Origin of the sequence: Streptomyces sp. NBC_00344 (assembly GCF_036088315.1) — a bacterium.
Lineage (GTDB): Bacteria > Actinomycetota > Actinomycetes > Streptomycetales > Streptomycetaceae > Streptomyces.
Window position 1 is genome coordinate 664,532 of the sequence record NZ_CP107996.1, and the last position, 12,356, is coordinate 676,887.

The 12,356-nt window shown below is 68.2% G+C and carries 8 protein-coding genes and 3 pseudogenes; 8 read left to right on the forward strand and 3 right to left on the reverse strand.

Annotation, left to right across the window (positions count from 1 at the left end):
- Window positions 1-19 precede the first annotated feature (19 nt).
- From OHS16_RS03120 to OHS16_RS03145, 6 genes and pseudogenes are all read left to right on the forward strand, one after another.
- On the forward strand, window positions 20-1,138 hold the full coding sequence (locus tag OHS16_RS03120; protein ID WP_328535595.1) for an LLM class flavin-dependent oxidoreductase: 1,119 nt from the start codon (window positions 20-22) through the stop codon (window positions 1,136-1,138).
- A gap of 48 nt (window positions 1,139-1,186) precedes the next feature.
- Window positions 1,187-2,905 carry an aldehyde dehydrogenase family protein gene (locus tag OHS16_RS03125; RefSeq protein ID WP_328535596.1) on the forward strand — a complete coding sequence of 573 codons (1,719 nt, stop codon included), beginning with the start codon at window positions 1,187-1,189 and terminating at the stop codon, window positions 2,903-2,905.
- A 35-nt stretch (window positions 2,906-2,940) separates the two neighbouring features.
- The gene (locus OHS16_RS03130; RefSeq protein ID WP_328535597.1) at window positions 2,941-4,419 is read left to right on the forward strand and encodes a long-chain-fatty-acid--CoA ligase; all 1,479 of its coding nucleotides are present in this window, start codon (window positions 2,941-2,943) and stop codon (window positions 4,417-4,419) included.
- The gene (locus OHS16_RS03135; protein ID WP_328535598.1) at window positions 4,416-4,868 is read left to right on the forward strand and encodes a MaoC family dehydratase; all 453 of its coding nucleotides are present in this window, start codon (window positions 4,416-4,418) and stop codon (window positions 4,866-4,868) included. Before OHS16_RS03130 ends, OHS16_RS03135 begins: the two co-directional genes overlap by 4 nt.
- A 136-nt stretch (window positions 4,869-5,004) precedes the next feature.
- Window positions 5,005-5,550 carry a hypothetical protein gene (locus OHS16_RS03140; protein ID WP_328535599.1) on the forward strand — a complete coding sequence of 182 codons (546 nt, stop codon included), beginning with the start codon at window positions 5,005-5,007 and terminating at the stop codon, window positions 5,548-5,550.
- Window positions 5,551-5,710: 160 nt separating this feature from the next.
- A pseudogene (locus tag OHS16_RS03145) lies at window positions 5,711-5,806 on the forward strand (rodlin); the annotation flags it as partial.
- Between the two features lie 950 nt (window positions 5,807-6,756).
- On the opposite strand, the gene OHS16_RS03155 reads toward OHS16_RS03145, so the two are convergent.
- The 3 genes and pseudogenes from OHS16_RS03155 to OHS16_RS03165 all read right to left on the reverse strand — a co-directional run.
- Window positions 6,757-7,092 carry a cupin domain-containing protein gene (locus OHS16_RS03155; RefSeq protein WP_328535600.1) on the reverse strand — a complete coding sequence of 112 codons (336 nt, stop codon included), beginning with the start codon at window positions 7,090-7,092 and terminating at the stop codon, window positions 6,757-6,759.
- A gap of 68 nt (window positions 7,093-7,160) precedes the next feature.
- Window positions 7,161-8,082: pseudogene (locus tag OHS16_RS03160) on the reverse strand (transposase); the annotation flags it as partial.
- Between the two features lie 3 nt (window positions 8,083-8,085).
- Window positions 8,086-8,359, reverse strand: a pseudogene (locus OHS16_RS03165) (IS110 family transposase); the annotation flags it as partial.
- 696 nt (window positions 8,360-9,055) lie between these two features.
- Between OHS16_RS03165 and OHS16_RS03170 the strand changes: the two are divergent.
- Window positions 9,056-9,478: a DUF350 domain-containing protein gene (locus OHS16_RS03170; protein ID WP_328535601.1), complete on the forward strand. Its 423-nt coding sequence runs from the start codon at window positions 9,056-9,058 to the stop codon at window positions 9,476-9,478.
- Between the two features lie 644 nt (window positions 9,479-10,122).
- Window positions 10,123-12,345, forward strand: coding sequence for an NEW3 domain-containing protein (locus tag OHS16_RS03175; RefSeq protein WP_328535602.1), 2,223 nt, complete (start codon window positions 10,123-10,125; stop codon window positions 12,343-12,345).
- Window positions 12,346-12,356 lie beyond the last annotated feature (11 nt).

The window sequence follows — 12,356 nt, forward strand, 5'->3', positions numbered from 1 at the left end:
AGAACACAGGGAGAGAACTATGTCCGTATCGTCCCGTCAGCCCGCTGCAGCCCCCGCGTCCGCCCCCGACGGACTGCATTTCGGCTGGTTCATCCCCACCATGGGCGACACCGCCGCGTTCGGCGACCCCTCCGCCCGGATAGAGCCGAACATGGAGATGTTCGTGCGGGTCGCCCAGGCCGCCGAGAAGGCCGGCATGGAGTACGCCCTCGTTCCTGTGCAGACCGAGTGCTACGAGGCATGGATCAGCTGCGCCATGATCGCCGCACGTACCACCTCGCTCACCCTGCTCGTGGCCGCCCGGCCCGGGCTGATCGCGCCCACGGTCACCGCCAAGATGATCAGTACATTCGACCAGCTGTCCGGCGGACGCGTCGCCGTCAACCTGATCGCGGGCGGATCGCCGCGCGAGGCGGCGGCCGACGGCATGTTCCACGAGCACGACGAGCGCTACGAGATCATGGACGAGACGGTCACCCTGATGAAGCGGGTGTGGACCGAGGACGAACCCGTCGACCACAAGGGCAAGTTCTTCACCGTCGAAGGAGCGGTCGTCAAGCCCAAGCCCTACCAGAAGCCTTTCCCCCAGTTCTTCCTCGGCGGTCTCTCGGACAGCGCGAGGGAGATCTGCGCCAAGCACGCGGACGTCTATCTGTTCTGGGGCGACACCCCGGAGAACATCGCCACGAACATCGCCAAGGCGAAGGAGCGCGCCGCCCACTACGGCCGCGCCGACCAACTCGGCTACGGCATGCGCCTGCAGACCATCGTCCGTGACACGGAGGAGGAAGCCTGGGCTGCGGCCGAGGACCTCATCGCCGGACCCGTCGGTCAGCAGAAGTGGAACGGCGACTGGACCGAGTCCCGCGCCCAGGACCGGATGCGTGAGCTCGTCCAGGCGGACAACTACCGCATCGCCCCGCACCTGTGGAGTGGCATTTCGAGCGTACGTCCGGGAGCCGGCGTCGCGGTCGTGGGCAATCCCGAGCAAGTGGCCGACACCCTCCTGGACTTCGTCGACGCAGGCTGCACGCACTTCTGCCTCTCCGGCTACCCGCATGACGACGCCGCGGAGCGCTTCGGCCGCGACGTCATGCCGATCATCCGGCGCAAGCGCGCCGCCCTCAAGGCGTCCTGACCCCGGCCGTACAGCAAATCCCCCCACCCCCGTAGAAGGAGCCAAGCTGTGAGCACAGAGACCGCCCCCGAGCTGGACTGCGCCGTCTTGGACCGTGCTGTCGCCGAGCTGCGGTCCGGCAGCCGGACCTGGACCGCAGTTCCCCTCGCCGAACGCATCGCGCTGCTCGAACGCATGATGCCGAAGGTCATCGAGAACGCCTCGGCACTCGCCGCTGCCGGAGCCCACGCCAAAGGCTACGACCCGGCGTCGCCCTGGGCTGCCGAGGACTGGACCACCGGCCCCTGGGCCGTGGTCCAGAACATCGGTGCGTACCTTCACGTCCTGCGCCGGATCGCCGCAGGGAAGGAACCCGTCGCGAGCGGCGCTGTGCACGAGCGCGGTGACCGAACCCTGGTCGACGTCTTCCCCGGCACCGGCTGGGACGCCTTGCTGCTCAACGGCTTCACCGCCCAGGTGTGGCTGACCCCCGGAACCACCCCGGCGCAGGCGATCGAGCGGGCGGCGGGCGAGTACCGCGGCAGGCCCGGCCGCACGGCCGTGGCTCTGGTCCTCGGCGCGGGAAATGTCGCCGCGATCACCGCCCTCGACATCCTCCACAAGCTCTACGCCGAGGGCCAGGTCGTCCTCGCGAAGATGAACCCGGTCAACGCCTACGTCCGCCCGCACTTCGAGAAGATATTCGCGGAGTTCATCGAGTGCGGATGGCTCCGCTTCGTCGACGGCGGTGCCGCCGAGGGCGGCTACCTCGCCACCCACGAAGGCATCGACGAAATCCACGTCACCGGCAGTGGCCGCACCCACGACGCGATCGTCTGGGGCACCGACGACCGTGCCGAGGAGCGTCGCACGTCCGACACCCCGCTGGTCACCAAGCCGTTCACCAGCGAACTCGGCGGGATCAGCCCCTGCATCGTTGCCCCGGGGCCGTGGAGCGAGGCGGACTTCCGCTTCCAGGCCGAGCACATCGTCACCAGCAAGATGAACAACTCGGGCCACAACTGCATCGCCAGCCAGATCCTCGTACTGCCCCGCGAGTGGGATGGCACCGCGAAACTCCTCGACGCCATCCGTGCGGTGCTGCGTGAACTCCCGGCGCGCGGCGACTACTACCCGGGGGCGGACCGGCGTATCGCGGCGGTTCTGAAGGCCCACCCCGATGCGGAGACCTATGGCGAGGGAGAGTGCCGGGTCCTGGTCCCGGACATCGCCGCACACGATGACGTAATGATCACCGACGAGGTCTTCGCCAGTGCCCTCGGAGTCGTCCGCCTTCCCGGCGCCACGGCCGCCGAATTCTTGCCCGGCGCCGTCGACTTCGCCAACAACACGCTCCCGGGCACGCTCGGCGCCACCCTCATCGTCCATCCCAGGACCGAGAAGGCGGAACGGGACCTGGTGGACCGCGCCGTCGCCGACCTGCGCTACGGCACGCTCGGGGTCAACTGCTGGTCGGCGATCGGCTTCCTGCTCGGCTTCACTCCATGGGGCGCCCACCCGGGCCATACCCGCCAGGACATCGGCAGCGGCGTCGGGTTCGTCCACAACGCGTTCCTGCTCGAGGACATCGAGAAGACGGTGCTGCGCGCTCCGTTCGCCCCCGCTCCGCGCGGCCTGTTCGGCGGCTCCCCGTCACTCTCGCCGAAGCCGCCCTACTTCGTCACCAACCGCACCGCCCTGACCACCATCCAGCGCGTGACCCGGTTCACCGCCGCCCCCGGCCTCATGCGGCTGCCCGCCGTCTTCTCCTCCGCACTGCGCGGCTGATGCCCCGCTCCTTCGACGTCACGGAAGACGAACTCATGAATCTCAGCGACATCTTGAGCCGGTCGGCGGATCGGTACGGCGCGCGTGCCGCCGTGTCCAGCGGGGAACAGCACCTCACCTACGCCCAGTTGGACAACCTCGCGGGGCGGGTGGCCGCGCTGCTCGCCGAACGGGGCGTAGTCCCCGGCGACCGCGTCGCGGTGATGCTGCCCAATATGCTGGAATTCCCCGTCCTCTACTACGGGGTCCTGCGCGCCGGGGGAATCGTGGTGCCGATGAACCCGCTTCTCAAGTCACGTGAGGTGGCGCACTACCTGAGGGATTCCGGGGCACGTCTGATCTTCGCGTTCGGACCGGTGGCCGAGAGGGCGACGGCGGGAGCCGAGGGGACGCCGGCGCATGTCGTGAAGATCGAGGCCGGATCCCTGGACACGCTCCTGGCCGGTTACGAGGAACCGGCGTCGACCGCCGGTGGCGGCCAGGACGACACCGCCGTCATCCTCTACACCTCCGGCACCACCGGCGTCCCCAAGGGCGCCGAGCTCACCCACGCGAACCTGGCGCGCAACGCCGACCTCACGGCATGCTCGCTCTTCGCGCTCACGCCCGACGACGCCGTCATGGGGTGCCTCCCCCTGTTCCACGCCTTCGGCCAGACCTGCGCCATGAACGCGGCCGTGGGCGCGGGCGCCCGGCTCGTCCTGCTGCCCCGGTTCGAGCCGGGCGCGGCCTGGGAGACGATCGCCCGCGAGCGCATCACGATCTTCGAGGGCGTGCCCACCATGTATGCCGCCCTGCTCGGCCAGAACCACGACGGCGTCGACGCATCCTCGCTGCGCCTGTGCGCGTCCGGCGGCTCGGCGCTGCCGGTAGAGGTGCTGCACGCCTTCGAAGCCGCGTTCGAGTGCCCCGTCCTTGAGGGCTTCGGCATGTCCGAGACCTCCCCCGTCGCATCCTTCAACCACCCCGACAAGCCGCGCAAGGCCGGCTCCATCGGCACCCCGGTCGAGGGCGTCGAGATGCGCCTCGTCGACGAGAAGGACGGAGTGGGCGAGCTCTGCGTGCGCGGCCACAACGTCATGAAGGGGTACTGGGGCCGACACGAAGCCACCGCCGAGACCGTCCAGGACGGCTGGCTGCACACCGGCGACCTCGCCCGAGTCGACGCGGACGGCTACTACTTCGTCGTCGACCGCAAGAAGGACCTCGTCATCCGCGGCGGGTTCAACATCTACCCCCGCGAGATCGAGGAGGTCCTGTACGAGCACCCGTCGGTCGCCGAAGCGGCGGTGATCGGTGTCCCGCACGCCATGCTCGGCGAGGAGGTCGCAGCGGCGGTCACACTGCGCCACGGCTCGGGCACCACTGCGGGGGAACTCAAGCAGTTCGTGAAGGAGCGGGTGGCGCCGTACAAGTACCCGCGCGAAGTGTGGATCCTCGACTTGCTCCCCAAGGGCGCTACGGGAAAGATCCTCAAGCGCGACATCGTCCGCCCGGAAACGGCGAGCCGATGAGAGTCTTCAAGAGCCCGGCCGAACTGAGGGACGCCGTCGGCACCCGCCTGGGAGTCAGCGGCCTGCACACCGTCGGTCAGGACCGGGTGGACCTGTTCGCCGAGGCCACGGGCGATCACCAGTGGATCCACGTCGACTCCGCGCGGGCGGCGGACGGCCCTTTCGGCACGACGATCGTGCACGGCTACCTCACGCTGTCGCTGCTCCCGGTGTTTGCCGAGGAGTGCTACCGCATCGACACCATGAGCATGATGGTCAACTACGGGCTGAACCGGGTGCGATTCCCCGCTCCCGTCCCGGCGGGCACAGCGCTCCGCGCCACTGCCGACCTCACGTCCGTCGAAGACGTTCCGGGCGGTGTGCAGGCCGTCATCACGTTTACCGTCGAATCCGGGGCCGGAGGCAAGCCGCACTGTGTCGCGGAGGCCGTCGTACGGTACTTCGACTGACCCAGCGTGAACCGGGCTGCGTCGGCGTGAAAAGACGCCGACGCAGTCCCCGCCCGGACGTCCACAGGATTCGGTGCCGGCCGCAGTCGCGCGGTGGCAGTCCGCCCCATGCATGAGAAAGTTCAATGGAATACACGTGGGAGGGTTCGCCTACTTCGCGGGGAAGACTAAAATCCTGGAGGCAGCACTGCACCGGGAAGCGGAAGTACTGCACTTCGCTCTCGTGCGGGCTCTGTCCGAGAGCAAGACGGCGCAGGGGGCGCTTCGGCGGGTGCTGTGCGCCTACGCCACCCTCTGGGGACTGCGGACGAGTGCCACCCAGCTGCTGGCCAGCGAGATGGCGCACCTACCCGCGGAGCGGCAGGAATGGCTGGAGCAGGTGCGTGAGGGGTTCGCGATGGAGTGCGCCGTGCTGCTGCGTTCCAGCCGACCCGAGCTGTCGGAGCCCGAAGCGCAGATGATGGTGCACGGGGCGCTGACGGTGGTGCACATCCTCTCCGTACTGCCGCCCGCACTCTGTCCCAGGGTTCCGGCGGAGGAACTGGCCGATCTGGCGATGGACTCCCTGGCCGGCACGCCCCACAACCGTGAGCGCCACCCTGTGGGTGACCGAGACCGGGCGGCTCCTCGGCTTCGGTCGGTCAAGCCTCGGGGGTGGTCCTCCCACCCAACGCATCCATGAGCTCGCCGAACCGCCTCGGCTTGCCTTCGGGGGCAACTACATCGTCCGCGCCCGGTACAACGGCAAGCGCACCGCCGTGGTCGGCCCCGGCGCGTCCGCCTCCGCCTTCGGCGGTGGAAGCGCCGACCCTGATCGCGCACCGGGCACAGCAGGAGGAGATGCGGGAGGCGACCGGCAGGCCAAGGCTGACGAGCCCCTCTCGCACATCCTGAACGAAATCCCGGTCCTCTCGGCCAACGGCGTCCACAACCACTGATCGCCCGATCGGTCCGGGGACCGGGCCCCCTCTCGGACAGCCACAGCGCTCCGCGCCGTGAGAGAGGCTCGGCCCTGCTGCGCACCGCCGACCGCGGGCCCCTCCGCCTTCCATCCAACTCCTCAGGCCACTTCCCAGAGGCCGCCATCCGGGGCCCGAGCGGCCTTGCTGATACTCCCCGGCAGCGGGTGCCGGTAGGTCCGGTACGTCTCCTCGATGGACTTGTGGCCCATCCATTCCGCTACGTCGGTGATGGGGATCCCGTTTCCGAGAGCGTTCGAGGCGAAGTAGTGCCGGAAGCCCGTACATCCCCGCCCCTTCCTCCGCCGGAAGGTTCGCAAAGAGCTTCTTGACACGGCGCCGCTCCATGCCTTCCGTGAAATAGCCACCCGGACCACGCAGCAGGTAGCCGTCGCTCGTGGTGCCGAGTTTGGCTTCGTAGCGCTCAATCGTCTCCCGGACCGACCGCGACAGAGGAGCCTCCCTGAACTCCCCCACCTTGCGGTGCTTCAGCTTCGCCGGCCTCAGGGTGTTGGAATGGATCTGCTCACGCACCCGGGAGACGTCCCGCGCCACGACACTGTTGACGTTCACCACCCGCGCCTCGCCGTTTCGCAGGCTGCATCCCGCCATCATGGCGATCTCCAGGGCGAGGTCCTCGTCGGCGACGAGAAGCGCCTTTTTCACATAGGCGAGAGACGGGATGGCCACCTTCTCCCGGACGTACTCCGGTTCCTGGACACCCTTCACCGGATCCGCCATGGCCCCCCTTGGCATAGGCGCCTCGCAATCCCAACGTACTCACGTGGCTGCTCGGACGGGAACCAAGGAGATCTCCCGAATGCCTCGCCGTGCGTTGGGAACGGCGCGTCGAACTCCACGATGACTTCTTGTCGTTGGCCTGCAGTCTGACCTGCTGGCGACATCTGAGAAGAGCCACCTCCTGATGGCTAAGACTTGGTCGGGCGCGAGCCATACGCCGGCCCGAACACCACGAGCAGCACCAGGTCTTCGGCCACTTCTGTGAATCGATGTTCTTCACCGGCCGGCACGAAGATCACCGTCCCGGGACTCACCTCGTCCGTTCCGCCTGGTGTTTCGATCTTGGCGCGTCCGGCTGTGACGACATAGATCTCATCCTCGGTGTGCGGGCTCTGGGCATCACGCCCGCCGACCGGGATGCAGTACGTTCCCACCGACAGATCCGACGTCCGCAGCTGCTCGATCCAGTCATTGCCCGCTTCGCCGGGGCGCGTCCACACGCCTGCACCCTTGATGATCTCCATGACGGGACCCTAACGCTGGGACCGGGAGCGCAACACCCGTGATCCTCTTACGAGCTCTAACTTGATCTTTAACCTGTGCGGCGCGGACGCGGGGTCGTTGACTTCTTCGTGCGTCGCTTCGCGGAGCCTGGTCTGCCAACTGTGTGCACGCCATAGCGGGCAGTGCGCTGGTTGTTCTTGCGGCCGGGCGGGCGTCCTGGGCCGGGCCGGGCGGTTTTCGGTGCTTCGGCTGGACAGGCGGCCTTCGTGCGGAGGTGCCGAAAGTCGCGGCGGACTCGTGCGGGGGAGAAGCCTGTCAGGCGGGACAGGCTTCTCCCACGGCCGTCGGAGGTCTGCCGCCAGTGGGCGTGCGAGCCGGAGCTGGGTGAAGGCGGCGAGGATCAGCCAGGTCCAGCGATCGGCGGCTTCGGGGCTGCGGATCTTCGGGCAGGTCCAGCCCAGGGTCTGTTTGAAGAGCCGGAAGGTGTGTTCGATGTCGAAGCGTCGCAGGAATGCCTGCCAGAGCAGGTCGACGGTGGCGGCGGTGCCTGACCACCACAGCCAGACCGGCTTCGATGTCGCGCCGCTGGGCAGGTGCTCGACCTGCAGACGGATCACGGCGCCCTCGATGACCGGCAGGGCACCCAGCTCGGCGGTCCAGGCCGAGCGGTGGGTCAGTCTCGGGTGGAGCCGGTCCCAGGCCCGTGCGGTGGCGCTGCCGTAAAGGCGGGTCGCGGTCACCGTCTGAATGTCGGGTGTGTTCCAGGTCGCCGGGTCACCGAAGACGAACTCGCCGCCGTGGCGGGGCGGGCGGCCCCGAACTGCAAGCTCACGGGGTGGGACCGCGTGTCGCAGGACGCGGTCCGAGCGCATCCGGCCCAGCACCTGCACCGGCAGATCCTCCAGAAGGAAGGCCAGACGTGGCACGTCGTATCCGGCGTCCACCACGATCAGGATCTCCGGGTCGGCGTCCTTCCACCGGCCGGCTGTGATGAGCCATTCGAGCACCTCTGGTCACCCTGCAGTGGCCTCCTGCCCTGCGGGGAAAGCGATGGCCGCGTCGAAGGTCACCCGGTTCTGGAGGCAGTGGTGGAGTTGTCCGAGCATGCGGTTGAACAAGCGCCGCAAGGCTGGGCATGCCAGTCTCCGGCCTCACGTCGGCGCTGTAGTGGGCGTTGGCGCCGGGTGAGTGGCTGAGGGTGGCGAAGGCCCACAGGTAGCCGGCGTGGTTGAGCCGGTTGTTCTTCACGAACCGGCGGCCGACGTACTTGCGTTCGCCGGATGCCTGGATGCCCATGGCCTCCTCGACCGCGGCCGGCTGGCGGGCGGGCTGCCGGAAGAGCGTGTGAAGACGTTCGGCATCCTCTGCGATGCCGCGCTTGCGGCCAGCGTTGGTCGGCATCAGCCGCAACGTCGTGGTGTCCCTCCGCCCGGTCGATCCCGCAGAACACGTCCATTTCCCGCCCCTTCGCCGGTGCAGTTCATGAAGGCGAGCACACGGGCCGCAGGGCGCACCATCCAGGACTCCACGGTCCGCCACTTCATCAGCCGTGCGCGGCACTGCCGAACCGCACGGGCGCACGCCGTGTCCAGAGCGCGAAGCTCGTGAGGAGTAACGCCTCACCGTGCGGCAGCCCAGCCATCGAGGATCCCGAACTCGACGGGCTCGTGCGGGCAGAACATGCGAGGACCGGCCGGCACCACAGCGCCACCGGTCTTTCCACAGACCTGATCGGTCAGAGGTGCCGTAGGGGTCACCACGGCACGTCGAACTGCCGGGGGTGCGGGGTTGCGGGCGGCGGCACGACAGCGATTGCGGCAGGAGTCGTGGCAGACATGTGAGTGGCACCGGCCCGGCGGGCCGGACCGGCGGTCAACGTGCGGAAGATTCCGCGTTCTTGGTCTGCCCCGCGCCGACAGGGGTGCGATAAGTTTTGCGTCGCCTTGACCATGAACAACCTGACCAGTGGAGACACGCTTTCCCATGAACGACATCGTCAACGGACTTGGCCGCGCCGCCGTCTACGGAGCCCTCGGGGTGGTGCTGCTGATTCTCGGCATCGTCCTGGTGGACCTGCTGACCCCTGGAAAGCTCGGCCGGCAGATCTGGGAAGAGCGCAACCGCAACGCCGCCACGCTGCTCAGCTCGGCACTGCTCGGCATAGGCGGGATCGTGTTCACTTCGATATGGACGACCTACGACGACTTCGGCAAGGGCCTGGCGTCGACGGCCCTGTTCGGCCTGCTGGGCCTCGTGATGATGGCGGTGGCCTTCCTGATCGTCGACCTGGTCACCCCGGGCAAGCTCGGCGCGACCCTGGTCGAGCAGGAGCCGCACCCGGCGGTATGGGTCACGGCCTCCTGCAACATCGCGGTGGCGGCCATCATTTCGGCGTCCATCGCCTGACCCGCCTCCGCAGCACTTCTTCGCCGTGACAGCTCGACCCGCCGGCCGCCGCGTCCCCAGCTCACCGGGCGACCGATAGGCCGGCGGGGGCCGGCATATCGGCCGCCGGTCCCGCTCGTTCAGCCGGTGAACCATGCCCGGCCCTTCCCCAGCTTCCCTGCGCCCGCTGACCGTCTCCGCGTGGTTCTGCCACGCCCCTGACGCCCCCTCGACTGCGACCGGGCGCATGACGTTGCTCACCGGGCTTCCCCCCTTCCGCAGATGCTGACAGCCCGGGCAGGACGGCTCCGCGCACATCGCACCGTGGTGCGCCGCTCGCACTCGACGCTGTGGAGAGCGGACGTGGCCATGAGCCCGCGCGGCCCGGCACCGCTCATCCTGCGACCCATCCCCCTGCACCGCCCGGACGAACCGGCGGTCCGGCGTCGGCTCGACCATCGAATAGCGCGTACGGCCGTGACCGACCGGCACGCGCACTCCGTAGCCCATCACCACAATGCTCATATCACCTCCGAAAGGAGGATGAGTCGCCTCTTTCGATGCGTGTTTCTGATTGAAATCCCTCTTTATATTGCATCAACGAGCTTTCCTCGGCAGGGTGTTCGCCATCCCACCCCTGCGCGTGCGAACAAGGGAGAGCAGCCTTGCTCGGAAGAACAAGCACGTCCCGCGCCCTCCGCCGTCCGGTCGTCACTGTGGCCGGCACGGTCGCGGCGCTGGTGCTGAGCGCCACGGCCAGTGCCCCCGGGGCTTCTTCGGCGCCCGGCCCGGCACCACGGCCCGGCGCCGTCCCGTCCGCTGCCCCGTACCCCAACCTCTCGCCCACTCCCCCGATGGGGTGGAACAACTGGTCCTACTACGGCTGCGACATCAGCGAGAACGACGTCCTGTCCAACGCCCGCAAGCTGGTCTCGTCCGGCCTGGCAGCCAAGGGCTACGACACCGTCACCACGGATGACTGCTGGATGACCCACAGCCGGGACGCCCGGGGCGATCTCGTCGCCGACGCACAGCGCTTCCCGCACGGCATGGCCTGGCTGGGCAAGCAACTGCACTCGATAGGGCTGAAGTTCGGCATATACGAGGATGCGGGCACCAGCACCTGCGGTGGCTACCCCGGCTCCTGGGGTCACATCGAGCAGGACGCCCGCCTCTTCGCCTCCTGGAAGGTGGACTATCTCAAACTGGACGGATGCAACGTCCCCTCGGGCTCCGGAGAGACCCAGGAGGAGGTCTACCGGTCCGTCTACTCCGACATGAGCAAAGCGCTTCTCGCCACCAGGAGGCCGATCGTCTTCTCGGTCTCGGCCCCCGCCTACTTCCAGTACGACACCCCGGAGACCTGGCACAAGGTCATCTCCTGGTCAGGCCAGGTCGGCAACCTCTGGCGGGAGGGCGCGGACATCGCGATGGAGCCGGCCAGTGCCCGTGCCAAGTGGTCGTCGATCACGTACAACTACGACTACAACGTGGGGCTCACCGATCTGCAGAGCCCCGGCCGCTGGAACGACCCGGACTTCCTCCTCGCCGGACAGTCCCGGCTCACCGGCGATGAGATCCGCAGTCAGATGTCCCTGTGGGCGGTCATGGCGGCCCCGTTGATTTCCAGCGCTGATCTAACGAAGGCCGGCCCGGACGCCCTGTCCGTGCTAGGAAACACCGACGTCATCGCGGTGGACCAGGACCGGACCGGGCTGCAGGGCCGGATCGTGCAGCAGGGCGACGGTTACGACGTTCTGTCGAAGCAACTCACCGGCGGGGAACGGGCGGTCGCTCTGTTCAACTCCTCCGATCAGGCACGCACGATCACCACCACGGCGGCTGAAGCAGGACTTCCGGCGGCCTCGTCGTACACATTGCGGGATCTCTGGTCCAAGAGGACGACGGAGACCGCCGGCACCATCGAGGCGAACGTGCCGGCGCATGGCACCGTCCTGTACCGGGTCCGCAAGGGGGCCACCGCACACACCGCACCGGCCACCACGGTCAGTTGGCACCGGACCTCCGGCGCTGGAACACATGCGACATGGAAGATCAGCGTCGCCGACCACGGTCATACAGCGTTGTCCGGCACCGAGCTGGCGACCGGCGCACCTGATGGATGGACGCTCACCCCGCCCCGGGCGCGTCTCGGCAGGATCGCACCGGGCCGTTCCGCGTCGCTGACCGTACGGTCCGCCGGGCCCGACGCGAACCCCGGCACCACCGCGAGCACGCTCACCGCAACCGCCCACTACCGCGCGGGCGCCGCAGGACAGCGGGCTGTTTCCGGAGAGGCAACAGACACGGTGGTGGTGCCTTACCCGGATCTCGCATCCGCCTTCAACAACGCCGGCGTCACCAATGAATCCGCTCCACCCACCGATGGCAACTACACCACGGGCAACTTCGACGGTGACGGCGACAGCTACTCCGCGCAGGCCCTCGCGGCAGTCGGCGTCACACCGGGCGCACAGCTCACCAAGAACGGTGTGAGCTGGACCTTTCCCGCTGCGAAGCCGGGAAGTGCGGACAACGTCTCCGCCGCGGGACAGGTCATCCGCACCAGTGGCCGGGGGCCGGCTCTCTGGTTCCTCGGCGCCGAGGCGGGCGCTGTCGAAGGAACGGTAACCGTCACCTACACCGACGGCAGCCGGAGCACCGGCAAACTCGGCTTCCCCAACTGGTGCTGCACGGCGGGCACCGACTACGGGGCCGTCACGGTGGCAACGGCCGACCACCGCAACACACCGGACGGCCCGGCGAACTTCGGCGTCGGCTACAAACTCTTCGGCAACTCCGTACCGCTCACGGAAGGGAAAACCGTGGAGTCGGTGACACTGCCCGACGAGGACGCGATCCACATCTTCGCCCTCTCGGTGAGCTGACAGGTCCGGGG

Coding starts and splice junctions, on each gene's coding strand:
- OHS16_RS03155 (WP_328535600.1), bottom strand. CDS start 7,092: ATGGAGATCATCAAGGGTGCAGGCGTGTGGACGCGCCCCGGCGAAGCG.
- OHS16_RS03120 (WP_328535595.1), top strand. CDS start 20: ATGTCCGTATCGTCCCGTCAGCCCGCTGCAGCCCCCGCGTCCGCCCCC.
- OHS16_RS03135 (WP_328535598.1), top strand. CDS start 4,416: ATGAGAGTCTTCAAGAGCCCGGCCGAACTGAGGGACGCCGTCGGCACC.
- OHS16_RS03170 (WP_328535601.1), top strand. CDS start 9,056: ATGAACGACATCGTCAACGGACTTGGCCGCGCCGCCGTCTACGGAGCC.
- OHS16_RS03130 (WP_328535597.1), top strand. CDS start 2,941: ATGAATCTCAGCGACATCTTGAGCCGGTCGGCGGATCGGTACGGCGCG.